Annotated in this window: 24 protein-coding genes and 1 riboswitch; of the genes, 9 read left to right on the top strand and 15 right to left on the bottom strand. The window is 63.6% G+C overall.

Going from position 1 to position 24,700, the window contains the following annotated elements:
* Positions 1–162: 162 nt before the first annotated feature.
* The 12 genes from B5F19_RS12875 to B5F19_RS12820 form a co-directional block, all read right to left on the bottom strand.
* Positions 163–825, bottom strand: a complete 663-nt coding sequence (locus B5F19_RS12875) for an HAD family phosphatase (protein ID WP_162612578.1) — start codon at positions 823–825, stop codon at positions 163–165.
* A 5-nt stretch (positions 826–830) separates the two neighbouring features.
* Positions 831–2,087 carry a phosphoribosylamine--glycine ligase gene (gene purD / locus B5F19_RS12870; protein ID WP_087291094.1) on the bottom strand — a complete coding sequence of 419 codons (1,257 nt, stop codon included), beginning with the start codon at positions 2,085–2,087 and terminating at the stop codon, positions 831–833.
* Positions 2,088–2,360: 273 nt separating this feature from the next.
* Positions 2,361–3,533 carry a phosphoribosylaminoimidazolecarboxamide formyltransferase gene (locus B5F19_RS12865; protein WP_087291093.1) on the bottom strand — a complete coding sequence of 391 codons (1,173 nt, stop codon included), beginning with the start codon at positions 3,531–3,533 and terminating at the stop codon, positions 2,361–2,363.
* Positions 3,534–3,667: 134 nt separating this feature from the next.
* Positions 3,668–4,762 (bottom strand): DUF2185 domain-containing protein, encoded by a 1,095-nt coding sequence (locus B5F19_RS12860; RefSeq protein ID WP_087291091.1) that lies wholly within the window; start codon positions 4,760–4,762, stop codon positions 3,668–3,670.
* Positions 4,763–4,819: 57 nt separating this feature from the next.
* Positions 4,820–5,530 (bottom strand): IMP cyclohydrolase, encoded by a 711-nt coding sequence (locus tag B5F19_RS12855; RefSeq protein WP_087291089.1) that lies wholly within the window; start codon positions 5,528–5,530, stop codon positions 4,820–4,822.
* Between the two features lie 4 nt (positions 5,531–5,534).
* Positions 5,535–5,756: a hypothetical protein gene (locus B5F19_RS12850; protein ID WP_087291086.1), complete on the bottom strand. Its 222-nt coding sequence runs from the start codon at positions 5,754–5,756 to the stop codon at positions 5,535–5,537.
* Between the two features lie 56 nt (positions 5,757–5,812).
* A riboswitch (ZMP/ZTP riboswitch) is annotated at positions 5,813–5,892 on the bottom strand.
* A 104-nt stretch (positions 5,893–5,996) separates the two neighbouring features.
* Positions 5,997–6,656 carry a phosphoribosylglycinamide formyltransferase gene (gene purN, locus B5F19_RS12845; protein WP_087291084.1) on the bottom strand — a complete coding sequence of 220 codons (660 nt, stop codon included), beginning with the start codon at positions 6,654–6,656 and terminating at the stop codon, positions 5,997–5,999.
* Between the two features lie 140 nt (positions 6,657–6,796).
* Complete coding sequence (gene purM / locus B5F19_RS12840; protein WP_087291082.1) at positions 6,797–7,843, bottom strand: phosphoribosylformylglycinamidine cyclo-ligase; 1,047 nt, start codon at positions 7,841–7,843, stop codon at positions 6,797–6,799.
* A gap of 120 nt (positions 7,844–7,963) precedes the next feature.
* A complete protein-coding gene (locus B5F19_RS12835; protein WP_087291080.1) occupies positions 7,964–9,388 on the bottom strand; it encodes an amidophosphoribosyltransferase in 1,425 nt (474 codons plus the stop codon).
* Between the two features lie 208 nt (positions 9,389–9,596).
* The gene (gene purC, locus B5F19_RS12830; RefSeq protein WP_087291078.1) at positions 9,597–10,307 is read right to left on the bottom strand and encodes a phosphoribosylaminoimidazolesuccinocarboxamide synthase; all 711 of its coding nucleotides are present in this window, start codon (positions 10,305–10,307) and stop codon (positions 9,597–9,599) included.
* A gap of 109 nt (positions 10,308–10,416) precedes the next feature.
* On the bottom strand, positions 10,417–10,905 hold the full coding sequence (gene purE, locus B5F19_RS12825; RefSeq protein ID WP_087291076.1) for a 5-(carboxyamino)imidazole ribonucleotide mutase: 489 nt from the start codon (positions 10,903–10,905) through the stop codon (positions 10,417–10,419).
* A gap of 361 nt (positions 10,906–11,266) precedes the next feature.
* Entirely contained in the window at positions 11,267–12,355 is a 1,089-nt protein-coding gene (locus B5F19_RS12820; RefSeq protein ID WP_242972811.1) for a hypothetical protein, read from the bottom strand.
* 166 nt (positions 12,356–12,521) lie between these two features.
* Here B5F19_RS12820 and B5F19_RS12815 point away from each other — a divergent pair, with 166 nt between their 5' ends.
* A complete protein-coding gene (locus B5F19_RS12815) occupies positions 12,522–13,070 on the top strand; it encodes a phosphatase PAP2 family protein (RefSeq protein WP_087291074.1) in 549 nt (182 codons plus the stop codon).
* A 229-nt stretch (positions 13,071–13,299) separates the two neighbouring features.
* Here the strand turns inward: B5F19_RS12815 and B5F19_RS12810 are convergent, their stop codons facing one another.
* Both B5F19_RS12810 and B5F19_RS12805 read right to left on the bottom strand, forming a co-directional pair.
* Positions 13,300–15,552 carry a M56 family metallopeptidase gene (locus B5F19_RS12810; RefSeq protein ID WP_087291072.1) on the bottom strand — a complete coding sequence of 751 codons (2,253 nt, stop codon included), beginning with the start codon at positions 15,550–15,552 and terminating at the stop codon, positions 13,300–13,302.
* Entirely contained in the window at positions 15,549–15,923 is a 375-nt protein-coding gene (locus B5F19_RS12805) for a BlaI/MecI/CopY family transcriptional regulator (RefSeq protein ID WP_087291070.1), read from the bottom strand. Before B5F19_RS12805 ends, B5F19_RS12810 begins: the two co-directional genes overlap by 4 nt.
* Positions 15,924–16,479: 556 nt before the next feature.
* On the opposite strand from B5F19_RS12805, the gene B5F19_RS12800 reads away from it, so the two are divergent.
* The 5 genes from B5F19_RS12800 to B5F19_RS12780 all read left to right on the top strand — a co-directional run bounded on the left by B5F19_RS12800 (position 16,480) and on the right by B5F19_RS12780 (position 21,119).
* Positions 16,480–17,532 carry an inorganic phosphate transporter gene (locus B5F19_RS12800; protein ID WP_087291100.1) on the top strand — a complete coding sequence of 351 codons (1,053 nt, stop codon included), beginning with the start codon at positions 16,480–16,482 and terminating at the stop codon, positions 17,530–17,532.
* A 64-nt stretch (positions 17,533–17,596) separates the two neighbouring features.
* Positions 17,597–18,220, top strand: coding sequence for a DUF47 family protein (locus tag B5F19_RS12795; RefSeq protein WP_087291068.1), 624 nt, complete (start codon positions 17,597–17,599; stop codon positions 18,218–18,220).
* A gap of 81 nt (positions 18,221–18,301) precedes the next feature.
* Complete coding sequence (locus tag B5F19_RS12790; RefSeq protein ID WP_087291065.1) at positions 18,302–19,597, top strand: TrkH family potassium uptake protein; 1,296 nt, start codon at positions 18,302–18,304, stop codon at positions 19,595–19,597.
* Between the two features lie 7 nt (positions 19,598–19,604).
* Positions 19,605–20,276: a TrkA family potassium uptake protein gene (locus tag B5F19_RS12785; protein ID WP_087291063.1), complete on the top strand. Its 672-nt coding sequence runs from the start codon at positions 19,605–19,607 to the stop codon at positions 20,274–20,276.
* A 42-nt stretch (positions 20,277–20,318) separates the two neighbouring features.
* On the top strand, positions 20,319–21,119 hold the full coding sequence (locus B5F19_RS12780) for a DUF368 domain-containing protein (RefSeq protein ID WP_242972810.1): 801 nt from the start codon (positions 20,319–20,321) through the stop codon (positions 21,117–21,119).
* Between the two features lie 101 nt (positions 21,120–21,220).
* Here the strand turns inward: B5F19_RS12780 and B5F19_RS12775 are convergent, their stop codons facing one another.
* Entirely contained in the window at positions 21,221–22,186 is a 966-nt protein-coding gene (locus B5F19_RS12775; protein ID WP_087291061.1) for an S-layer homology domain-containing protein, read from the bottom strand.
* A gap of 198 nt (positions 22,187–22,384) precedes the next feature.
* Here B5F19_RS12775 and rimI point away from each other — a divergent pair, with 198 nt between their 5' ends.
* From rimI to tsaD, 3 genes are all read left to right on the top strand, one after another.
* Positions 22,385–22,849 carry a ribosomal protein S18-alanine N-acetyltransferase gene (gene rimI / locus B5F19_RS12770; RefSeq protein ID WP_087291059.1) on the top strand — a complete coding sequence of 155 codons (465 nt, stop codon included), beginning with the start codon at positions 22,385–22,387 and terminating at the stop codon, positions 22,847–22,849.
* On the top strand, positions 22,842–23,420 hold the full coding sequence (locus B5F19_RS17210) for an N-acetyltransferase (RefSeq protein WP_140394232.1): 579 nt from the start codon (positions 22,842–22,844) through the stop codon (positions 23,418–23,420). Before rimI ends, B5F19_RS17210 begins: the two co-directional genes overlap by 8 nt.
* 104 nt (positions 23,421–23,524) lie before the next feature.
* The gene (gene tsaD, locus B5F19_RS12760) at positions 23,525–24,535 is read left to right on the top strand and encodes a tRNA (adenosine(37)-N6)-threonylcarbamoyltransferase complex transferase subunit TsaD (RefSeq protein WP_087291055.1); all 1,011 of its coding nucleotides are present in this window, start codon (positions 23,525–23,527) and stop codon (positions 24,533–24,535) included.
* Positions 24,536–24,700: the final 165 nt, after the last annotated feature.

Raw genomic sequence — 24,700 nt, 5'->3', positions numbered from 1 at the left:
CGCTGAACGCCTTGTCATACAAGGCATTCAGGGCATTCGATCCCACTCGAGGCGGGCTGCCGCCCCCTCGAGCTCCCCCGCCCTAACTTGAGCGGATTCACCTATACAGGGGTTTTTTGACAAGCTGAGACAGCGCCAAAGCCGTGGCTTTGGCGCTGTCTCTCACTGGGACAAAATCTGGGACAGCAGCTCCCGTACCTCCAGCAGGTCGGTGCAGCGGCGAAACAGAAGGTCCTCCAGCTCTGGGGTGGGGGGGATCATGTCGGGGACCATGATGACCTGCATCCCCGCCCGGGAGGCGGAGAGGATGCCGTTGCGGGAGTCCTCCACGGCGATGGTGTGCCCCGGCTCGGTGCCCAGCGCCTGGCAGGCCAGGAGGTAGATCTCCGGGTCCGGCTTGCTGTGCACCACCTGGTCCCCGGTGATGATGGCAGAGAAATAGGGACCGAGGCCGGTCATCTCCATGCGCCGCTCCGTCCGGGGCCGGCCGGTGGAGGTGGCCAGGGCGGTGGGGATGCCCCGCTCCTTGAGAAAGGCCAGGATCTCCCGGACGCCCGGCTTCATGGGTACGCCCTCCCGCTCCATGCGGGCCTGGGAGTAGGCGGAGCACACCTTCATAAAGGTCTCCTTGGGGAACTCGACCCCGAACAGCTCCACCATTTTGCGGAAGATGTCCGTCCGGTTCTGGCCCACGAACTCCAGATAGGCCTCCCCCACCTGGGGCCAGCCCATCTCCCGGCTGACGGTCTTCCAGGTCTGATGGGTGAGCCGCTCGGTGTCGAACAGCACCCCGTCCACGTCAAATACGATGCCTTGAATCTCCAACGGCGTCATACCTTTCCGATGTCGGTGCGGAAGTGCATATCCTGGAAGGAGATGGGCTTGCAGGCGGCGTAGGCCTTGGCGATGGCGTCCTCCAGGTCCTTTCCGGTGGCGGTGACCCCCAGGACACGGCCGCCGGCGGTGAGGACCGCGCCGTCCTCCCCAATCTTGGTGCCCGCGTGGAACACGGTGGCCAGCCTGCCCGCCTCCTCCAGACCGGAGATGGGGTAGCCGCTCTGGTACTTCACCGGGTAGCCGCCGGAGGCCAGCACGATGCAGCAGGCCGCGCCGTCCTTCCACTTGATTTCCAGCTGGTCCAGGGTGCCGTCCACGCAGGCCTGGAAAATGTCCATCAGGTCGGTGTCCAGCATGGACAGGAGGGGCTGGGTCTCCGGGTCGCCGAAGCGGGCGTTGTACTCCACCACCTTGGGGCCGTCCTGGGTGAGCATCAGGCCGAAGTAGATGACACCCTTGAAGGGCCGGCCCTCCGCCTTCATGGCGGCCACGGTGGGCAGGAAGATCTCCTCCATGCACCGCTGGGCGATCTCCGGGGTGTACTTGGGGGAGGGGCAGAAGGCGCCCATGCCGCCGGTGTTGGGGCCCTGGTTGCCGTCGTAGGCCCGCTTGTGGTCCTGGGAGGACAGCATGGGGACCAGGTGCTCCCCGTCGCAGAAGGCCAGCACGGTGACCTCGGGGCCCACCATGCACTCCTCGATGACCACGGTGCTGCCGGAGTCGCCGAACTTGTGGCCCTCCATCATCTCCCGCACGGCGGTCTCGGCCTCCTCCACGGTGGAGGCCACCACCACGCCCTTGCCCAGGGCCAGGCCGTCCGCCTTCACCACGATGGGGGCCCCCTCGGCGCGCACATAGGCCAGGGCGGCGTCCATATCGGTGAAGGTCTCGTACTTGGCGGTGGGGATGTGGTACTTTTTCATCAGTTCCTTGGAGAAGGCCTTGCTGGCCTCAATGATGGCCGCGTTGGCCCGGGGGCCGAAGGCGGGGATGCCAGCCGCCTCCAGGGCGTCCACCATGCCCAGGGCCAGGGGGTCGTCGGGGGCCACCATGACGAAGTCCATGGCGTTGTCCTTGGCCCACTGCACCATGCCCTCCACATCGGTGGCCTTGATGGGCACGCACTGGGCCACCTGGGCGATGCCCCCGTTGCCGGGGGCGCAGTATAACTCGGTCACCTTGGGGCTCTGGGCGAGCTTCCAGCAGATGGCGTGCTCACGCCCGCCGCCTCCAACCACTAAAACTTTCATAATACGCTCCTCTCGAGCGGGCGGCCAGAGACCGCCCCTACAAAATATGGGGCAAAGGCGGCCGCAGGCCGCCCAGCCTCGCAGAGTTTCCGCCGCAGGCGGAAAAAATTTAAAAAAGTCCGAAGGCGAATTCACTTCGCCGTAGGACACCACGACCCCTGGCCGCGGCGGCCAGGACCGCCTTTTCTGTGAAAAGGCGAGGGGGGTATCGGCGGCGGTTTCCTTGGGAACCGCCGCCGCCTCTAGGGGGGACAACGTCCCCCCTAGAGGCGTTTAGTGGTGGAACAGTCTGATCCCGGTAAACGCCATCACCATGTCGTACTTATTGGCGGTGTCGATGACCTGCTGGTCCCGGATGGAGCCGCCGGGCTGGGCGATGTACTGCACGCCGGACTTCCGGGCCCGCTCCACGTTGTCCCCAAAGGGGAAGAAGGCGTCGGAGCCCACGGTGACTCCGGACATCTGGGCGATCCAGGCGGCCTTCTCCTCGGCGGTGAGCACCTCGGGCTTCACCTTGAAGGTGTTCTGCCACACCCCCTCCGCCAGCACGTCCTCGTACTCGTCGGAGATGTACAGGTCGATGGCGTTGTCCCGGTCGGGGCGGCGGATGTTGTCCACGAACTGGAGGCCCAGGACCTTCGGATGCTGGCGCAGCCACCAGATGTCCGCCTTGTTGCCCGCCAGACGGGTGCAGTGGATGCGGCTCTGCTGGCCGGCCCCCACGCCGATGGTCATGCCGTTCTTCACGTAGCACACAGAGTTGGACTGGGTGTATTTCAGGGTGATGAGGGACAGGAGCATGTCGTGCTTGGCCTGCTGGGGCAGCTCCTTGTTCTCGGTGACGATGTTCTGGAGCATCTCCTCGTTGATGTCCAGGCTGTTGTAGCCCTGCTCGAAGGTGATGCCGTAGATGTTCCGGCGCTCGATGGGGGCGGGCTCGTAGCTGGGGTCGATCTCCACCACGTTGTAGCCGCCCTTGCGCTTGGTCTTTAAAATCTCCAGGGCCTCGTCGGTGTAGCCGGGGGCGATGACGCCGTCGGACACCTCCAGGGCCAGGAAGCGGGCGGTGTCCGCGTCGCACACGTCGCTGAGGGCGGCCCAGTCCCCGAAGGAGCACAGCCGGTCGGCACCACGGGCCCGGATGTAGGCGCAGGCGATGGGGGAGAGCTCCCCCTCGGGGGCGAAGTAGATGTGCCGCTCCACGTCGGTGAGGGGCAGGCCCAGAGCGGCCCCGGCGGGGGAGACGTGCTTGAAGGAGGCGGCGGCGGGCAGGCCGGTGGCCTTCTTCAGGGCCTTCACCAGCTGCCAGGAGTTGAGGGCGTCCATGAAGTTGATGTACCCAGGCTTGCCGTTGAGCACCTTCAGGGGCAGCTCCCCGTTCTCCATGAAGATGCGGGCGGGCTTCTGGTTGGGGTTGCAGCCGTATTTCAGTTCCAGTTCGGTCATGGCAGGTCATCCTTTCTGTATCTGAGATTGTGGTTGTGGCGGAAGATCATGTGCGTGTGCAGGGGCGGATACCATCCGCCCGTGGTGTATGAAAGAAAACGGGGGGCGGGCGGCTGATCGCCGCCCCTACAGGATCAGGGCTCCGGCGCCTCAAAGGACTCAGCGTGGAACTTCCCGTCCTCCCCCCGGGCGTAGGCGGTGCCGTAGGGGGCGGTGAGGAGGGGGAGGATGTCCGGGTCATAGTTGCAGATGGTGTTCAGGGAGTAGACCCCCACATTGTTGACATCGTTGGCGTACTCGTCGGTCTCCTCCCCGGAGAAGAACCGCCAGCCGCTGTCCGGGTAGTCCTGGTCCGGCTTCTCCCGGTAGCAGTAGCCCACTTTCTTCCCCAGGACGGTGATGTGGTCGGTGGCCAGACAGCCGTCCGGCCCCTCCCAGTTCTGGAGCAGCGCCCGCATCTCAGGCGGGGAGAGCTTGTAGGCCTTTCCCTGGGGGCGGCGCCACATGCGGCCCGCCCAGGCCTGCTTGCTGCCCAGCAGCTGCTCCACCAGCCGCAGGTTCAGGTCCAGGTAGGCGGCGGCGTCCTCCGCCCCCTGGTCCCCGCCCATGCGGAAGGCCCAGTAGGCGGCTCCGCACACCAGACCCACGGCGTACTCGTCCCAGCTGTGGAAGGCGGCGGCCTGCTCCACCCAGTGCTGGGAGAGCTCTCTATATTCCTCAGGGGAGATCAGGTCGCAGGCGCAGGCTATGCGCAGGTGTCCCAGGGTTTCGCTGATGTCCCAGGCCAGGAAGCCCCGGCGGCCCACAAAGGGCTGGAACTGGCGGGCGAAGCCGGACAGCCGCTGGAAGGCCGCCCGGGCGCCGGGATTCAGCTCGTCCAGGGGGAAGGCGGGCCGCCCCTCCCAGAAGGACTCAAAGTCCAGGTACTCCGGGTGGACCCACAGCTCATTTTGGCAGAAGGCGATCATGCTGTCCCGGCCGGTGATGCCGTAGACCTGTTCCAGGTGTTCCCGGGTCTTCTGCCGGTCCTCCCCGCTCAGGCAGTAGGGGATGGAGGTGAAGTAATCCTCCCCGGCGTCCTCCAGCGTGGCCAGGCCGGGGACCTTCCGCAGGGCGGGCACCCCCGCCAGGAGGATGGGGAAGGTCTCGGCCGTGCACACCGTGGGGGGCTGAAAGGGGACCCGGGCGCGGGTCTGCTGAAATTGCAAAATGGGATCGGTGAGAGACATGAAGGGCCTCCTTTTTGTCTGAGAGGAATTTTGCCGCCTGCGGGCGGCAGGTGCCGGTTACTGATGCTTGTTGAGGATCACGGTATCCTTCCCGCCGGAGGCCAGGTCGATGTACTGGACAAACAGGGAGACCTTGTTGTCCTCATTCAGATTGGCCCACACCTCCTGGGCCAGGGCCTGGGCGCTGGGGGCGGTGATGGCCACCCGGCGGGGCTCCCCCTCAAAGGAGGGCAGGGGCTCGGCGTTCTCCTGGTAGGTGTGGATGAAGTGGCCCACCCCGGCCTTGGGGTTGTCATACTCGTAGTAGTACCGGCAGCAGCAGGAGGGGTCCCCGTCCAGGCTCTTGAGGATGGACAGGTTGTAGGTGTAGTCGGGCTTGAGCACGCCGGAGATGCGGGGGGTGTAGTTGGGGCCGTCGGGCTCAAACTCCCGGGTGTTCAGGGCGTGGCGGTAGCAGTGGCCGTCCAGGATGTGGTCCCGGATGGTGTCAGTCTGGTCCCCGTTGGTGACGATGACCGTGCCGTCCTCCAGGGCGCGCACCGGGTGGTAGATGATAAGAGAGGGGTCGGTCATCTTGCTCTCGTCAAAGGCCTTGGTGCGGATGCCGTCCTCGGTGGCCTCGAAGATGCGGTTGCGGCTGTTCTCGCTGCGGCCCATGATGAAGTAGACGATGACCGCCTTCTTGTCGTCGGCGGAGCGGCCCAGGACGATGCCACGGCCGGGGTAGGGGTGGCTGTTGAGAATTTCGTTGAGATCCAGGGTTTTCATTTGATTAGTCCTCCTTTTTGGGATCGTCTGTGGGTGTGATGGGAAATTTGTGATACCAGGACAGATAGCTTCTGACCAGCTGGATCACCAGAGGGCTGGCCCCCATCAGGGTCAGCAGCAATCCGAAAATGAGGGGCAGGTCGCTGTGGAACAGCTGGCCGGCAATCAGCAGCATGACGCCGCCCAGCAGGCAGAAGCCCGCCGCCAGAATGGTCTGAATGGACATAGGCGCCTCCTTTCCTGCGGTGATCCCGGCAAAAAGGGCGCACCGCGTTTTTGAAAACGGTGCGCCCAGACGGTCGGCAATTCAGAGGCGATGCTCCCCGTGGTCGATTCCACTTCCGTCAGTTACACCGCGTGCTTCGTTTGTAAAATTCCCGATTTTTCCTTGGGGTTCCCGCCCCTGCGGGGCGGGAACCCACAAATGAGCTGGAACTTGGAAATAAAGGTTCCGCAGAACGAAATATCATTCTGCATTCTGCATTCCGCATTCTGCATTTTCCAACACCCGGACGGTGCGGCCCTCCACCTTCAGGCGATCCTGGCAGAACAGGGACACCGCCTGGGGCAGGAGCTGCCACTCGCACTGCTCCATGACCCGGCGCTGGAGCACCTCCGGGGTGTCGTCGGGCAGAACCTCCACCGCCTTCTGGGAGACGATGGGGCCCCCGTCGCACTCCTCGCTGACAAAGTGGACGGTGGCGCCGGTGAGCTTCACCCCGTACTCCAGGGCCTTCTCGTGGACGTGGAGGCCGTAGCACCCGGGCCCGGCGAAGGAGGGGATGAGAGCGGGGTGGACGTTCAAAATGGCGTTGGGATAGGCCTGCACCATCTCCCCGGTGAGGATGACCATGAATCCGGCCAGCACCACCAGGTCGATCCGGGCCTCCTTCAGCTTGTCCACCAGGGCCACGGTCATGGCCTGGTTGGAGGGGTACTCCTTCCGGGCCACCACACAGCTGGGGATGCCCGCCTTGGCCGCCCGCTCCAGGGCGTAGGCGCTGGGGGTGGAGGAGATCACCAGGACGATCTCGCCATTGACGATCTCCCCCCGGGCCTGGGCGTCAATGAGGGCCTGTAAGTTGGTCCCCCCGCCGGAGACCAGTACGGCAATGCGCTTAGGCATAGACAAACCTCCTGTAAATCAAGATAGGAGACAAAATTGAGATAGGAGATAGAAGATAGGAGATAGGAGATAGAAGATAGGAGTTGCGGCAGATAGAAGGAAATATCTTCCATCTCATATCTCCTCACTCCTATCTAAATTCAGGGGACCAGCTTCACGCCGTCCTCGCCGGAGATCACCTCGCCGATCTGATAGGCGGTCTCGCCGGCGGCGGACAGGATCTCCAGGGCCAGAGCGGCCTGGGCGGCGGGCAGGGCCAGCACCATGCCGATGCCCATGTTGAAGGTGTTGTACATGTCCCGCTCGGGGATGTTCCCGGTCTTCTGGATCAGGTCGAAGATGGGCAGGCGGGGGAAGGAGTCCAGGTGGATCTGGGCGGTGAGGCCGCCGGTCATCATGCGGGGCACGTTCTCATAGAAGCCGCCGCCGGTGATGTGACTCACCGCGTGGACGTCGACGCCGCCCTTGAGCAGAGCCTTCACCGCCTTCACGTAGATGCGGGTGGGGGCCAGCAGGGCCTCGCCCAGGCTCTTGCCGCCCAGGTCGTCCCGGGGGGTCTTCAGGTCGGCGTGCTCCACGTCGAAGATCTTCCGCACCAGGGAGAAGCCGTTGGAGTGGACGCCGGAGGAGGCCAGGCCGATGAGCACGTCCCCCTGGGCCAGCTTCTTGCCGTCGATGATCTTCTCCTCGTCCACCAGCCCGACAGAGAAGCCGGCCAGGTCGTACTCCTCCTCGGGGTAGAAGCCGGGCATCTCGGCGGTCTCGCCGCCCACCAGGGCGCACTCGGCCTGACGGCAGCCCTCGGTGATGCCGGAGACGATGTCCGCGATGCGGGCGGGGTGGTTCTTGCCGCAGGCGATGTAGTCCAGGAAGAACATGGGAGCGGCGCCCCCGCACACGATGTCGTTGACGCACATGGCCACGCAGTCGATGCCCACGGTGTCGTGCTTGTCCATCAGAAAGGCGATCTTCAGCTTGGTGCCAACGCCGTCGGTGCCGGACACCAGCACCGGCTTCTTCATGCCGGTGAGATCGGGGGCGAACATGCCGCCGAAGCCGCCCAGGGTGCCCATCACCCCGGGGATGTAGGTGGACTCCACCATGGGCTTGATGCGCTCCACCGCCTCATAGCCGGCGGTCACGTCCACACCGGCGGCGGCGTAAGACTCAGAGTGAGAATTTTTCATACTTAAACCCTCCAAAATTAGATAGGAGATAGAAGATAGGAGATAGGAGTTTTCGTATCCAGGAGAGAATATCTCCTATCTCATATCTCCTAATTCCTATCTGGAATAAACGCTTCGCGTTTATTCCTTGCCGTTCCAGCAGTAGGTGCACACCTTGTCCCGGTCCAGGCCGATGGCCTCCAGCAGGCCGTCCAGGGACTGGTACCCCAGGGAGGTGAAGCCGAATTTTTCGCAGATGGTCTTGAGCATGCACTGGCCGCGCTCGCTGGTGCCGTCGGCGTACTCCTCCAGGTGCTGCTGTCCCTCGTCCCCCTCCAGCTCCTGGACGGTGCGGCGGGCCAGCAGGTCCATGTCCGAGTTGCCCCGGGAGAAGTTCAGGTATTTGCAGCTGTACATGATGGGGGGGCAGGCGGAGCGCATGTGGACCTCCTCCGCCCCGGACTCATAGAGGAATTCCACCGTCTCCCGCAGCTGGGTGCCCCGGACGATGGAGTCGTCCACGAACAGCAGCTTCTTGCCCTCGATGAGCTCGGGGACGGGGATCTGCTTCATCTTGGCCACCTGGTTGCGCACCTCCTGGTTGGCCGGCATGAAGGAGCGGGGCCAGGTGGGGGTGTACTTCACGAAGGGCCGGGCGAAGGGCTTGCCGCTGCGGTTGGCGAAGCCGATGGCGTGGGGCAGGCCGGAGTCGGGCACGCCGGCCACATAGTCCACCTTGGGCAGGGCGCCCCGGCTGATCTCGTCCCGGGCCATGATCTCACCGTTGCGGTAGCGCATGACCTCCACGTTGATGCCCTGGTAGTTGGAGTTGGGGTAGCCGTAGTAGGTCCACAGGAAGGCGCAGATCTTCATCTCCTTCCCGGCGGGGGAGAGGGTCTCGAACCCGTCGGCGGTGATGCGCACGATCTCCTGGGGCCCCAGCTCATAGGCGTCGGTGTAGCCCAGCTTGTGGTAGGCGAAGGACTCAAAGGAGACGCAGTGGGCCCCCTCCTTCTGCCCGATCAGGACCGGCAGGCGGCCCACCCGGTCCCGGGCGGCGATGATCTCCCCCTTCTCGGTGAGGATGAGCAGGGTGAGAGAGCCCTGGATCATCTCCTGAGCGTGGAGAATGCCGTCCACCAGGTTGTCCTTCTGGTTGATGAGGGCGGCGGCCAGCTCGGTGGAGTTGACCTTGCCGGAGCTCATGGCCATGAACTGATTGCCGTGGTGGTCGAAGTAATTCTGGATCAGTTCCTCCGCGTTGTTGATGATGCCCACCGTGGTGATGGCGTAAAGCCCCAGGTGGGACCGCACCAGCAGAGGCTGAGGGTCGGTATCGCTGATGCAGCCGATGCCGCTCTGGCCGTGAAACTCGGTCAGGTCCTTTTCAAATTTGGTCCGGAACGGAGTGTTCTCAATGGAGTGGATCTGCCGCTGGAAGCCGTCCTGCTCATCGTGGATGAGCATGCCGCCCCGGCGGGTCCCCAGGTGGGAGTGGTAGTCCACTCCGAAGAAAATGTCCAGGGTCACGTCCTGGTGTGCTACTGCGCCAAAAAAGCCGCCCATGAAGTTCCTCCTTGAACTTGTTTGTATTCCTCAGGACCCTCATTGGTCCGTGTGCGTTGGTGCGTTGGAAAGATAGGAGTTAGGAGATAGAAGATAGGAGTTGAGGTGTCCGGCGGAGCCGGACGTTTGAAACTGCGCGCGCAGCGAGCCCCATAACTCCTATCTCATCACTCCCATCTCCTATCTGGGAAATAAGCTGCGCAGCAGCTTATTTCCCCAAAAGCCGGCGGGCCATCTCCTGATAGGCGCCCTCCACATTGCCCAGGTCCCGGCGGAAGCGGTCCTTGTCCAGCTTCTCCCCGGTCTTGGAGTCCCAGAACCGGCAGGTGTCGGGGCTGATCTCGTCGGCCAGCACGATGGCGCCGTCGGCGGTCTTGCCGAACTCCAGCTTGAAGTCCACCAGGGTGACGCCGCACTCGGCCAGGGTCTTCTTCAGGAAGTCGTTGACCTGGAAGGCGTACTTCTTGATGGTGTCGATCTCGTCCCAGGTGGCCAGCTTCAGGGCCACGGCGTGATAGCTGTTGATGAGGGGGTCGTGGAGATCGTCGTTCTTATAGGAGAACTCGATGGTGGGCTCGTCGAACACGATGCCCTCCTCCACGCCGTAGCGCTTGGCGAAGGAGCCGGCGGAGATGTTGCGGATGATGACCTCCAGGGGCACGATGGACACCTTCTTCACGGCGGTCTCCCGCTCGCTGAGCTCCTCCACAAAGTGGGTGGGCACGCCGGCCTTCTCCAGCTGCTGCATCAGGTAGTTGGTCATCTGGTTGTTGATGGCCCCCTTGCCGGTGATGGTGCCCTTCTTCAGGCCGTCAAAAGCGGTGGCGTCGTCCTTGTAGGACACGATGACCACGTTGGGGTCCTCGGTGGAGTAGACCTTCTTGGCCTTGCCCTCATACAGCTGCTCGATCTTGTTCATAGTAGACCTTCCTTTCCAACAATTAAGAATGAAGAATTAAGAATGAAGAATTATGGTGTCCGGCTGCGCCGGACGGATATCTATGATTTCGCCGAAGGCGAAATGGGGCTTACAGCTCCGCCTGGAGCTTGGCTTCCTTCTCGGCGATCTGCTGGGCCATCTTCTCCCGGGCCTCGTCCAGCTTGGCGGCCAGTTCGTCGTCGGAGACCGCCAGAATCTGGGCGGCCAGCACGGCGGCGTTCTTGGCCCCGTTGATGGCCACGGTGGCCACGGGGATGCCGCTGGGCATCTGGACGGTGGCCAGCAGGGCGTCCAGGCCGTCCATGGCGCCCCCCTTCATGGGGATGCCGATGACGGGCAGGGTGGAGTTTCCGGCGAAGGCTCCGGCCAGATGGGCGGCCATGCCGGCGGCGCAGATGAGCACGCCGAAGCCGTTCTGACGGGCCCCCCGGGCAAACTCCGCGGCGGCGGCGGGGGTGCGGTGTGCGCTCAGGATGTGGGCCTCATAGGGGATGCCGAACTCCTGAAGTTGGGCGCAGGCCCCTTTGACCACCGGCCAGTCGGAGTCGGAGCCCATAATGACAGCTACCTTTTTCATAAAAAGACGCTCCTTTCTTGTTTTCCCGCGGCGGGGCATATTCGGAGGCGGTTTAAAGCCGTCCTGCGCAAATATAGCTCCAGGCGGAAAAAATCCAAGGCTGCCTGCGGGTACAGACAGCCTGAGGGTAGGTTACTTCTCAAATTTGGGCGCGCCGGGGCGCAGGGCAGACCATCCTGCCCGGGAAAAGCCGCACAGTCCCTCCAGGACCATGGAATTACCCCCCAACACGCATCGTTTTAGGAACCTATTTTATCGAAAAAACATGGGGTTTGCAAGAGGACGGCGGAAATTCGTAGGCTTGAACAATGGGGAACGCCGATTCAGACAAAAAAGTTGGCGGCCTCCTGCACAAGAGCGGTCAAAGCAGTCCCGCGGTGGCCAGAATGCGGGAGACCCGCCCGGCCCGCACCGACCAGGCGGCCTGGGCCCCGTGGTCCAGACGGCGCTGGGTGACCAGGGAGGGGAGCTCCTCCAGGGCGTGCTCGCACAGGGTGACGAACTCCTGGCCGGTGTGTGCCCCGTACACCACGTCGGGGAAGGGCTCGATCTGGTCGGGCCACAGCATGGCCACGATGGGCCGCCCGGTGGACAGGTACTCGTACATCCGGGTGGGGATCACGTCGCTGTCCGGCTGTTCCTCCCGGAGAAAGTCCATCAGCACCTGGCACCGGGCCAGGTAGGCGGGCACCTCCATCTGGGGACAGGGGGGCAGAAAGGACACGTTGGGCAGCCGCTTGAGCTTTTTCACCAGGGGGTTGGGCTCCCGGCGGCCCAGGAGCAGAAAATTCCACTCCGGATGGGCGTGGGCGGCGTGCAGGACGGGGGACAGGTCCAGGTCGGAGTGGATGGTCCCCGCCCACCCGAAGGTGGGGGCGGCCCGCCGGGGCGGGCGGTCCTCCGGCGGCCGGGCCGCCTTGGCGAACAGAGGGTAGGCGGTCCCGTTGGGCAGCAGAGCGATGTTGCTGCTGCACGGGGAGAGCCGGTCGGCCAGCCCCTGGGAGGCGGCGAACACTACGTCGGCGGTGGAGGAGAGCACTCCCTCCCAGGCGGGGGGCAGGTCGTCCCACTCCCGGTCGCAGTCGTACACCAGAGCGTCGTAGTCCAGCCGGTCCAGCAGGTGGACCTGCTCCGGGCAGGTGGTCCACAGCAGGGGGGAGCGGAACCGGTGCTTGGCCATTTTCCCGGCGATGTACCGGGCCAGCTTCCGCTGGCCCAGCTGAAAGAGCTCCCCGTACCGCTCGTCCACCGGGAGGAGGAGCGGGGGCAGAGTGTAGGTGGTGATGTTGGGCTTCACCGCCCGGCCCTTGCCCCGGAAGCGCTGGTCCCGCCAGCTTTCAGCGGGGGAGAAGTAGAGCACCTGCACGTCCTTCAGCCGGGCCACCAGCTGCTGGGTGCGCCCGGGGGAGGGACTCCAGGGCTCGTTGGAGAGACAGACGATCTGTTTCAATGGGGACCTCCTAGGAAAACACGCTCCAAAACGCCCTTGCGCGGAGCGGAAAAAGCAGGTATAATACGCAGACACGGTTAAAACCGTGTAAAAAAAGATACTGATATTCCTTACTTATTATATCGGCCCCGGTATGCGGGGTCAAGGGAGGAGGTCCCAAAAATCCATGCTGGAAATCATACAAACTGTGGACGAGACCATTCTGCTGTGGATTCAGGAGACGGTCCGCCAGGGGTGGCTCAACCCCCTGGTGGAGTTTTACACCACCCTGGGCAACGGGGGGCTGCTGTGGATCGTGCTGTCTCTGGCCCTGCTGTGCTGGAGGCCCACCCGGAGGGTGGGGGCGGCGTCTCTGCTGGCGCTGGCCATTGGGTTCCTGTGCACCAATGTGGCGGTGAAGCCCCTGATCCAGCGGCCACGGCCCTACACGGTGGTGGAGGGACTCGTCCCCCTGCTCACCTCCGGGGACCCCAACTCCTTCCCCTCGGGGCACACCTGCGCCGCCTTTGCCGCCGGCCTGGCCTGGGCGGGGACCTGTTCGGCCCGGTGGGCCCGGGTCGCCGCGGTGGTCAGCGCCGTGTGCATGGGCCTGTCCCGGCTGTACGTGGGGGTCCACTACCCCAGCGACGTGCTGGCGGGGGCGCTGATCGGCTCCCTGGCCGCCCTGGCCGCCCTGGCCCTGGCGCGGCGGTGGGAGAGACGGCATCAACCTTAAAATACCGAGCCTGTAAAAAGAAGGTGCCCGGCAGAGCGGGGGAAACAGTAGGGCGCGACCACTGGGCGCGCCGAGGTCGTCGCGCCCTACAGGCGAATGGCGCGGTGTTCTATTTGAGTGCGAAAAGCAAAGATAAGCCCGGCCCGGTCTGTGTCCTCACAACCTGGGCCGGACTTGCCTTAATTGATTGACCGATCGACACATGCGGTACCCTATTTTGCCGAAGGGCCTACTCGGCTGGCGAATTGGTGTCAGTTCCAAAATAGAAATTGATAGCACCTGTGGCGGCATAATCGCCGGAACCGTCCTGATAGGAGGGGAAATGGGTGTAGTCCCCCACATTCCGGACAAACAGTGTGTAGATTCCGGCGGGTATGTCCTCCAGTGTGCCATGGGCATCCCCGTCCTCGACCCTTTGATGGTACTCCGTTCCATCGATTCCCCGCAGACCGGCCTCAAGGGTTAAACTTGGCCGGGCATAGGTAATGGTATAGATAAAATCAGCTCCGCCCTCTGGGATTTGGACCGCCTCAGAGCGAACCGCTTCCCCTCCGGGAGCGAGGCCGGAAAAGGAGAGTCCGTCGGTCCATGTTTCTGAGTCAGAAGTCTGCGCCCCAGCGTTTTGGACAGTAGTATCTTCCCCGGGCAGATTGATGGAGCCGCCGTATTCGGCGCAGATCCAGGTATCCCCCTCCACCCGCTCCAGACGGTACTCGTGGGTATCCAGCCAGCGGCCGTCCTCCGTTAGATCCAGGCCGGCGCCCGCCATCCAGTAGACGGTGTTGGGGGCCAGGGGCTGCACCACCAGGGACAGGCGCACGCAGAAGCGGTCCCCGTCTTCGGGGAGCGTTTGGGTAATTTCCCAGGAGCCGGTCTGCGCAAAGACGACGGCTTTGGGGTCGTCAGTGGAGAGGTCCAGATAGGCCTGGGCCAGGGCCGCGCCGAAATCCTGAGCCACCTGGTCAAAGCTGCCGCCGGAGGAAGAAAAAGTCAGTCCCTCCGGGGAGAAGCCGGACTCCGATTCCGTCTGTTCCTGGTTCCGCTCATACTGGGTTCGGGTTAAATCTTCCAAGGCAGAAATCACATTTTGGTCCTCCAGCACGGCCACAGGGGTGTACGCCTCCGCGTCCCATTGGGCGGGGGTTAGAATGTAGGTGTCCCCCTGGAAGGGAACCAGAAAATAGTCATAGGCCTCATTCAATTCAGGCATCAGAATAAGGGAGGAAGCATGCAAGACAGCTTGATTCCAGTCGGCGTCCGGGGAGCGGGAAGCAGGCTGGGCGTCCAAGAGCAGGCTCCGGGCCTCCTCCAGCAGGTCGGCATCGGTAATGTCGGCAGGCCAGAATTGGCTGGAGAACGTGGGGGGACCATAGCAAATAGCCGCGGCGGAGGCCGCCGCATTTTGAAATCGGCGCCAAGCGGCTTGCTGGTCCGACTGCCCTGCAAACACAAACACCGCCGCCAGGGCCAGGGCGGCCGCCGCCAGAAAGAGGGCGGTTTTCTTTGTCTCCGGCTGTTTCACCAGCTGAGTGATCCGCCTCTGGACGGTTTTCTTTCCTCCGGTCATGGTGGTGGAGCAGGACAGCGCCCCGCCCGCCCCGGACCGCCGGGCCACCAGCCCGATCAGCGTGCGGCCGTAGGAGATGCGCTCACCCTCCCCCAGCCGCCGGATGGTCCCCTCGTCGCAGGACAGCTCCCCGTCCCGCTTGGACAGCACGACCGCCGCCCACACCAGGGGGTTATACCAGTGGAGGGCCAGTGCCAGGCACCGGAGGAGGGACCAGATGTGGTCCCTGTGCCGGAAGTGGGTGAGCTCGTGGGCGAGCACATGGGTGCGGACTGTTCCGTCCGCCGCCGCCTCCGGAGTGAGGTAGACGGCGGGGCGGAGCACCCCGCACAGGCAGGGGGAGGACAGCCCCTCCGCCTCATACACCGGCAGGGGACAGCCCGCCGTGGGGAGAGGCCGTCGGCTTCTGCGGAGTTTTTGGGCAAACCGCAGGTTGGCGGCCAGCACCGCCAGCAGGACCCCGCCGGCCCCCGCCGCCCACACCATCACCACGGCGGCACGGAGCACGTCGTCTAGCGTGGGGCCGCCGAAATACATGTAGACCTCCCCGTTTTCCTGGAGCTCCCAGAGTGCGGCGTCCTGGCCCGACTGGCTGGCCTGCACCGTACCGTCGTCAGCGATGGTGAGGCCGTTTTCCTCCAGCAGGCCGGAGGGGATGACCGCATGGCCCATGGCGGTGTCCGGGGAGAGGGGGCGGTTTGACAAGACGGGCAACTCCGGCGCCAGGTCCGCCGCCGAGGCGGGGAGGGAGAGGCTGGGAATCTGGAAGGGCACCAGCAGCCGCAGGAGGACCACCCCCCACAGGGAGTACCGCACCCGGGGGGACAGCTTTCGGAACAGTGTCCCACGCAGAAGCAGAAAGACCGCCACCAGAATGGACGAGGTGACGCACCAGGAGATGAGCAGCTCCATCATGTTCCTTCCGCCTCCTTTAAAATGGCGTACAGCTCCTCAATTTCTTCTTTGGTCAGGGCCTTCTCCCGGGCCATGGAGGACACCATCAGGCCCACGCTCCCCTGGTACACCCGGTCCAGAAAGGAGCGGGTCTCCTGGCGGGCGGCCTTCTCCCGCTCCACCGCCGGGAAGTAGTGCTTGGCCCGGCCCTGGACCTCCACCCGGACCAGCCCCTTGTCCTCCATCCGGCGCAGGGTGGTGATGGTGGTGCTCTTGGCCCAGCCCACCTTCTCCTTTAAAATGGGGACCAGCTGGGTGACCGTCTGGGGGGCGCGCTCCCACAGACAGTCCAGCACGTACCACTCGCTGTTGGTGAGCAGCGTCTCCGCCATATTCGCACACCTCCTTTTTGAAGTTTACTTTGTAGACCAAATATATCACAGAAGGTCTACGTTGTCAACCAAAATTTCCGGCGGAGGGCTGCGGTCCAAACCGGCGGAATGAACCCGGTCTTAACAGGAAGCGCGCCCATCTTAACATACATTTTACTATTGACGAACGGTCCCTTTGATGCTATCGTATATGTGCTGGAATATCGAGGCAGAGTCTGTCGCAGAGGGCAGGAAACTGCGCCTCCTTTGATTCACAGCGTCGGAATGGGAAAGAGAATTTGGGAAAGAGAATTTCAGCGCCTTTCCCCCGGAGATGGACAGGACTTTTGAGGGAAAGAGGTCCTGCTCTTTTTTTGCTCCTGGGTCATGTTTGAAAATGTCAACATGCCAAAACGGCGGGTCTTTTCCCACCATGCCGCGTTCATTTTCCCTGCAATCCGCCAAGGATTGCCGCGTCAAATTGCCTTGCCTGGCGGAAAATCCCTCGTCGTTGGGCACATTTCCACTTTTCAAACAAGGCATAGAAAAATAAAAGGGGTTTTGCTGGACTATGGATATGGATGTTTCGCTCTCTTATTTCTTACAGGCGATCTCCACAAACCCGGTCATGCTGGTGACCGTTCTCCTGACCCTGGGGGTCATCTTCGTCAATGGCTGGACCGACGCGCCCAACGCCATTGCCACCTGCATCACCACCCGCTGCCTGGGGGCCCGGAAAGCCATTATCACCAGCGCTGTCTTCAACTTCCTGGGCGTGCTCATCATGACCCACATCAACAGCGCGGTGGCCTCCACCATCAGCAACATGGTGGACTTTGGAAGCAATACCCACGAGGCGCAGATCGCCCTGTGCGCGGCTCTGTTCTCCATCGTGGTGTACAGCGTGGGGGCCTCCTACTTCGGCATCCCCACCAGTGAGAGCCACAGCCTGATCGCCGGCCTCACCGGCGCGGCCATCGCCATCCACGGCGGCCTGGACGGGGTCAACCCGGACGAGTGGATCAAGGTCATCTACGGCCTGTTCCTGAGCCTGGCCCTGGGCTTCCTGTCCGGATGGGTGATCTGCAAGCTGATTACGATGATCTGCGCCGGGATGAACCGGCACAAGACCAACCGCTTCTTCCAGGCGGGCGAGATCTTCGGCGCCGCCGCCATGAGTTTCATGCACGGGGCCCAGGACGGCCAGAAGTTCATCGGCGTGCTCTTCCTGGGCGTGGCCTTCAGCAACGGCCAGAGCAGCGTGGAGGGCGTGATCATCCCCGTCTGGCTGATGATCGTGTGCAGCACGGTCATGGGTGTGGGCACCAGCGTGGGCGGAGAGAAGATCATCAAGTCGGTGGGCATGGACATGGTCCGCCTGGAGAAGTACCAGGGCTTTTCCGCCGACCTGGCCGGCGCCTTCTGCCTGCTGCTGTCCAGCGTGTTCGGCATTCCGGTGTCCACCACCCACACCAAAACCAGCGCCATCATGGGCGTGGGCGCGGTGAAGCGGCTGTCCGCCATCAACTTCGGCGTGGTCAAGGACATGATGCTCACCTGGGTGTTTACCTTCCCCGGCTGCGGCCTCATCAGCTTTGTGATGGCCAAGCTGTTTATGACCATCCTGTGATTCCGGAGCGTTCCGGTTCTGTTTGGGTCCCCATTTGAAGATTTGATTCAGGAGTGAGACGGAAATGGCAAAGAAGCAAGACGCATATTATTTTGAAACCTTTACGGCCTGTCTGGACGACGCCTGCAAGGCGGCCCAGCTGCTGGACCGGTCCATGCGGGAGTTTGACCCCGCCCAGATCAAAGAGACGCTGGACGAGATGCACAACATCGAGCACGCCGCCGACGACAAGAAGCACGAGCTGCTCAACGTGCTGGCCAAGGCCTTCATCACCCCCATCGAGCGGGAGGACATCATCCTCCTCAGCCAGAACATCGACGAGGTCACCGACAAGATCGAGGACGTGCTGCTGCGGGTCTACTGCAACAACGTGCAGAAGATCCGGCCGGAGGCCCTGGAGCTGTCCCGGCTGGTGATCCGCTGCTGTGAGGAGGCCAAGCTCATGGCCCAGGAGTTCGCCGACTTCAAGCGCTCCAAGGGTCTGCGGGACCACATCATCCGCATCAACACCCTGGAGGAGGAGGCCGACCAGCAGTTCATCAACAGCATGCGCACCCTCCACACCACCTGCACCGATCCCATCGAGATCATCGTGTGGAGGGAGATCTTCCTCTATCTGGAGAAGTGCGTGGACGCCTGCGAGCACGTGGCCGACACGGTGGAGAGCGTGGTCATGAAGAATTCCTGACCGGCTGAGGCCTGGAAGAGTTCATATGGAAAAGGAGGACGAAGCCGTCCCGCCTTCCGGCCGGGCGGCCCAGTTCGTACTATGATACGGTTTTTAAAAAAGCAGCCCCCCGGGCGGCTCATTGCCCTGGGCTTTGCGGCGGTGATTCTGATTGGCAGCGCCCTTTTGATGCTGCCCATCTCGATCCGGCCGGGGGTGGAGGTGGCGTATATCGACGCGCTGTTCACCTCCACCAGTGCAGTCTGCGTCACAGGCCTCATCGCGGTGGACGCCTATGACAACTTTACGGTGTTTGGACAGGCGGTGCTGGCCGGACTGATCCAGATCGGCGGCCTGGGGGTCACGTCGGTGGGCGTGGGACTGATTCTGGCCGCCGGCCGCCGGGTGAGCATCAAGGGACGCTCCCTGGTGAAGGAGGCCCTGAATGTGGACAGCTTTCAGGGAATGGTGCGGCTGATCCAGTGGGTGCTGAAAGTGACCCTGTGCTTTGAGGGGGCGGGCGCCGTCCTGAGCTTTCTCACCTTCTCCCAGGACTATCCCCTGCCCCGGGCCCTGTGGACCAGCGTGTTTCACTCGGTGGCCGCCTTCAACAACTCGGGCTTTGACATCCTGGGCGGGATGCAGAACCTCATCCCCTATCAGAGCGACGTGCTGCTGAATCTGGTCACCTGCGCCCTGATCATCTTCGGCGGTCTGGGCTTTCTGGTGATGCTGGACATCCGCAGGGCCGGGAGCTTTCGGAAGCTGACCTTCCACTCCAAGGTGGTCATCACCACTACGGCGGCCCTGCTGATCGCGGGCACCCTGCTGCTGAAGGCCACCGAGGACATGACCTGGCTGGGGGCCTTTTTCCACAGCGTGTCCGCCCGCACCGCCGGCTTCTCCACCTACTCCATGGGGGAGCTGACCAACGCGGGGCTGTTTACCCTGATCCTGCTCATGTTCATCGGCGCCTCCCCCGGGTCCACCGGCGGCGGCATCAAGACCACCACCTTCTTCGCCCTGATGCAGCAGGTGCGGGCCGTCTTTACCAAGAAGAAGCCCGGGGGCTTCCACCGGACGCTGCCCGGAGAGGCCATCGACAAGGCGGGAGTCATCGCCCTGCTGTCCGTGGTGGTGGTGTGCGTGGGGACCTTCCTGCTGTGCGTGCTGGAGCCGGAGCTGGACTTTGTGCGGCTGCTGTTTGAGGAGGTCTCCGCCTTCGGCACGGTGGGACTGTCCACCGGGATTACCCCCGATTTGAGCGTGGCCAGCAAGCTGGTGCTGATATTTACCATGTACATCGGACGTCTGGGGGCCTTTACCCTGTTCTCCCTGTGGATCGACCGGCCCGACCCCAGCATCCGGTACACCGAAGAAATGATTACAATAGGATAGGAGCGCTATGAGAAGAAAGCAGTCAGAGACCTCGTTCGGGGTCATCGGTCTGGGGCGGTTCGGCACCGCCCTGGTGAAGACGCTGGCCGAGGCGGGCCAGGAAGTCATTGCCGTGGACAAGGATGAGCAGAAGGTGAAGGCGGTGCGGAAATACACCGACTACGCCTTTGTGGTGGGGACGCTCAACGAGGAGAGCCTCCAGGAGACCGGCGTGCAGAACTGCGACACGGTCACCATCTGCATCGGGGAGCAGCTGGATGTGAGCATCCTCACCACCATGCAGGTGATCAAGATGGGCATTCCCCACGTGATCTCCAAGGCCAACAGCCAGGAGCACGGGGAGGTGCTCAAGCAGCTGGGGGCCACGGTGGTCTACCCCGAGGCGGATATGGCCGTGCGCATCGGCAAGCGGCTGATCTCCCGCAGCATGCTGGACTACATCTCTCTGGACGACGACGTGGAGGTGCGGCGCATCCAGGTGGGCGGAAAGCTGATCGGGGCCAGCATCCAGGAGCTGGATGTGCGCCGGGTCTACGGCATCAACATCATCGCCGTGGAGCGGGACCACCAGACAAACGTGGAGTTCTCCCCCCAGTACCGCTTTGCGGCGGAGGACATCATTGCGGTCATCGGGAAAGTAGATAAAATTGACCATTTTGAACAGGACATTCGCCCCTGACACAGGGGAGAATCTTCTTGAAGAACAGACAGGAGCGTCACTTTGGATTTCAAGCAGCATCTGATCGTAGCGGCCAAGGGGGCCGTGGTAGGGGGGACCATGCTGGTTCCCGGGGTAAGCGGCGGAACCATGTGCATCATTCTGGGCGTCTATGACCGGCTGATCCACGCGGTGAGCACCTTTTTTCAGAGCAAGCGGGCTAATTTCTGGCTGCTGTTCTGTTTCTGCCTGGGGGCCGGAGCGGGGATTTTCCTCCTGTCCAAGCCCCTGCTCCAGCTGATGGAGCTCTTCCCCAAGCCCGCCAGCTTCTTCTTCATGGGGGCGGTGGCCGGAAGCGTGCCCATGACCTTCCAGAAGGCCAGGGTGACCTCCTTTCACTGGCGGGTCCCGGTCTATGTGGTGGTGGGAATGATCATTGTGTGGGCGCTGGCCAAGCTGCCCACCATGGACCAGATGAGCGGCGGCGGCCTGGAGCGCTATGCCATGCTGGTGGTGTCCGGTGTGGTGGCGGCGGTGGCCCTGGTGCTGCCGGGGATCAGCGTGTCCTACCTGCTGCTGGTGCTGGGGATGTACAGCACCACCATTCAGGCCATCGGGAATCTAGATTTTGAGTACCTCATCCCCCTGGGGCTGGGGGGAATTCTGGGGGTGGTGGCCACCACCAAGGCGCTGGAGCATCTGATGCAGGTCTACCCCCGGGCCACCTACCTGATTATTCTGGGCTTTGTGGTGGCATCCATTCCCACCATCTTCCCGGGCGTCCCGGCGGGGGCGGAGTGGATCGTGTGCGCGCTCACTCTCCTGGCCGGGTTCGGCGTGGTCTATAAGGTCTCCAGCTTATAAAAAAGCCCGGCCTGGATGAGAGGCCGGACGGAAGCGCAGAGCGAAAAAGCGGGGCTGGTCTCCGGTGCCGGGGCGGCACGGGAGGGGACAGCCCCGCTCTGTTATGCGGTCTGAGTCTGGTTCTGGAGGATGCGCAGGGCCATGATGAGGCAGGCCTGCCGCTGGGCGGTGTCCTGGGGGCCGAAGCTGCCGTCGCCGTAGCCCGCCACGATGCCGCTCTGGGCCATAAAGGCCACGCTGCTCTGGGCCCAGGAGGAGATCTCCCCTCCGTCCGAGAAGGAGGGGGTGCCGTCGGGAACGGAGCCGCCCAGGGCCCGGTAAACGGCGGTGAGCATGACGGCGGCCTGCTCCCGGGTGAGAAGCTCCCCGGGGCCGAAGGTGGAGTCGGAGGTGCCGGCGGTAAAGCCCATGGAGTAGGCCTTGAGCGCCTCCGGGTCGGAGGTGTCCGTGAAGGGATTCTCTCCGGGAGCTTCAATGGACTGGCCGCTGGCCGTCTCATACAGCCGGACGGTGAGGGCGGCGAACTGGAGTCGGGTGATGGGCTCCCGCAGGTCCTGCCCCTTCAGATGGTCGGGCATCAGCCCGCCGGCGATGGCCTGGTTGACCAGATTGAGGGCCCACTCATCCACCGGCTCGCCGGTGACGGAAACGGGCTGCCCGGAGGTCTGGCTTGGGGCCTTCAGCCAGATCCCCCGGTCCAGGGTCTCGCTGCTCTGGCCGCTGCCGGAGAGGGTGGACACATGGTAGAGATGGGCGGAATCCCGGACCACCAGATCACTCTGACCGGACAGGAGGGAGTCCAGGGCCCAGTGTCCGCTGCTCTCGGAGTAGGTGAAGATCTCCACCAGCAGAAGGGCGCCGGTCTCGCTGCTCACCCGGGTCCCGATGGGGACCAGAGTGGCGGAGTAGGTCTCCGTATCCGAATAGGAGAAGGGCTCAGTGCCCAAGGGGTCCAGGGAGAGCTGATAAGCCGCCTGGCCGCTTTGAAGGGTGGCCGCCGCCGCGCCCGTGGTGAGCAGACCGAACAGCAGGGCAGCGGAGAGAAGTCGGGTCAGGACCTTTTTCATGGTAAGCAGGAGTCCTTTCTGTAAAAAATTGGGCTGCACAAATCGGTGCAGACAAAACAACAGACGGGCCGGCGGAAGGCCGGAGCTGGCATTACCTTCATTTTACCGGATTACATAAGAAATAACAAGCGGATAAACATGAAGATTTTATGAAATATCGGGACCGGAGTACCCGGGCCGGAAGGGAGGGTTTGTTCCATGGAATACAACATCGTGCCCATGGACCGCAGCCACATTGAACAGATCGCCGCTTTGGAGCGGGAGTGCTTCTCCACCCCCTGGAGCGAGGCCATGCTCACCGAGGTCCTCTTTGACTCTCAGGCCAGCTTTATCGTGGCCGAGGCGGAGGACGGAGGCGTGCTTGGCTACGCGGGGCTCCAGGTGGTGCTGGACGAGGGGTATATTGACAACATCGCGGTGGAGCCCAACGCCCGCCGCCACGGGGTGGCGGACGAGCTGCTGGACGTGTTCTGCCGCTTTGGGGAGGCCAATCTGGCCTTCCTCACCCTGGAAGTGCGCGCCTCCAACGCCCCGGCCATCGCCCTGTACCGCAAGCACGGCTTTGAGGAGGCGGGGCGGCGGAAGAATTATTACACCAAGCCCGCCGAGGACGCCATCATCATGACCCGCTATTTCCAGCGGATCGGAACCGAGCATGCATGAGCTGGAGCTGAGGCCGCTAGGACCGGAGGAGGTGGGCCTCCTCTACCGCCGGGAGCTGAAGAGGACCTTCCCGCCCACAGAGCTCAAGCCGCTGCGCACCATCCAGCGGCACATGCAGGCGGGCCGCTATCCGGTCTGGGGCCTGTATCAGGGGGAGGAGCTGACGGCCTACGCCCTGCTGTGGCAGACCGTGGATGGAAGGGCGGTCCTTCTGGACTACCTGGGGGTGCCCCGGGTCCGCCGGGGACAGGGCTGGGGGAGCTGCATGCTGGCCCAGCTGCGCCGGATCTACGGGGAGAGGGCGGCCATCCTGGCGGAGGTGGAGGCCCCGGAGGCGGCGGAGCCGGGGGAGCGGTCGCTCCAGGAGCGCCGCCTGGACTTCTACCGCCGGGCGGGGTTCCGGTACGCGGGCTTTGACAGCCGGCTGTTCGGCGTCCACTACCGCCTGCTGGCCGCCGGCCCCGGGGAGGAACCGGAGCTGCTGGCGGCCTACCGCACCCTGTATCAGGGGCACTTTCCCGTCGCTGTGTTCCGGCGGTTCGTGCAGATCCCGTGGAGCCGGCCGGAGTAAATCGGCCGATTGGGAAAGGTCTTCTGCGGTGAAAATTTTGTGAAAGCAAACTGGAAAAAGCGGCTTGCCGCTTTTTCGACAGCCTGAAAAGGGGGAACCTTTTTATGAATATCTTAGCCATTGAGTCCTCCTGCGACGAGACCGCCGCCGCGGTGGTCCGGGACGGGCGGACCGTGCTGTCCAACTGCATCGCCTCTCAGATCGAGATGCACACCATCTACGGGGGCGTGGTGCCCGAGATCGCCTCCCGGAAGCATGTGGAGGCGGTCACCGGCCTGGCGGAGCAGGCGGTGGCCCAGGCGGGCCTGACGAAACAGGACCTGGACGCCGTGGCGGTGACCTACGCCCCGGGGCTCATCGGGGCGGTGCTGGTGGGAGTAAACTTCGCCAAGGGGGCGGCCATGGCCCTGGACCTGCCCCTGATCCCAGTGCACCACGTGCGGGGACACATCGCCGCCAACTACATCACCCACCCGGACCTGGAGCCCCCCTTTGTGTGCCTGTGCGTCTCCGGCGGCACCACCCTGATCGTGGACGTGAAGTCCTACACAGACATGGAGGTGCTGGGGGGGACCCGGGACGACGCGGCTGGGGAGTGTTTTGACAAGGTGGCCCGGGTGCTGGGCATCGGCTATCCCGGGGGCGGCCCCATGGACCGCCTGGCACATGGGGGGGATGACGGCCGGTATGAGCTGCCCCGGGCCCACGTGGCGGGCCACGACCTGGACATGTCCTTCTCCGGCCTGAAGACCGCCAGCCTGAACCTGATCCATAACGCCCAGCAGAAGGGGGAGGAGCTGAACCTGCCCGACTTCGCCGCCAGCTTCGGCCGGGCGGTGAGCGAGTCCCTGGTGCCCCGGGTGATGGCCGCCGCCCGTATGAGGGGGTACGGCCGGGTGGCGGTGGCCGGCGGCGTGGCGGCCAACAGCCGCATCCGGGCGGATCTCACCGCCGCCTGCCAGGAGAGCGGCGACCGCCTGTTCCTGCCCGAGCTGAAATACTGCGGCGACAACGCCGCTATGATCGGGTGTCAGGGATTTTATGAATTTCAGGCCGGCCGCACAGCCGGCCTGGAGCTGAACGCCTACGCCACCCGGGATATTGCCTTGGGGTGAGCGGCGTTGTGGCCGGGGCCCCATCGCAGATGGGGCGGCGCGGAAGCGCCGTACAAGCGTTTTCGCTCAGCGAAAACCTTGGCGGAGGGACGGCGCTGCCGTCCCGAGCATTGAAAAAAGACGGGGTCCCCGGAAAGCGGAGCTTTCTGGGGAGGACAACGCCGC

Origin of the sequence: Pseudoflavonifractor sp. An184, assembly GCF_002160305.1 — a bacterium.
Lineage (GTDB): Bacteria > Bacillota > Clostridia > Oscillospirales > Oscillospiraceae > Lawsonibacter > Lawsonibacter pullicola.
The sequence above is the reverse complement of the archived record's forward strand: the minus strand, read 5'-3'. Positions and strand labels throughout refer to the sequence as shown.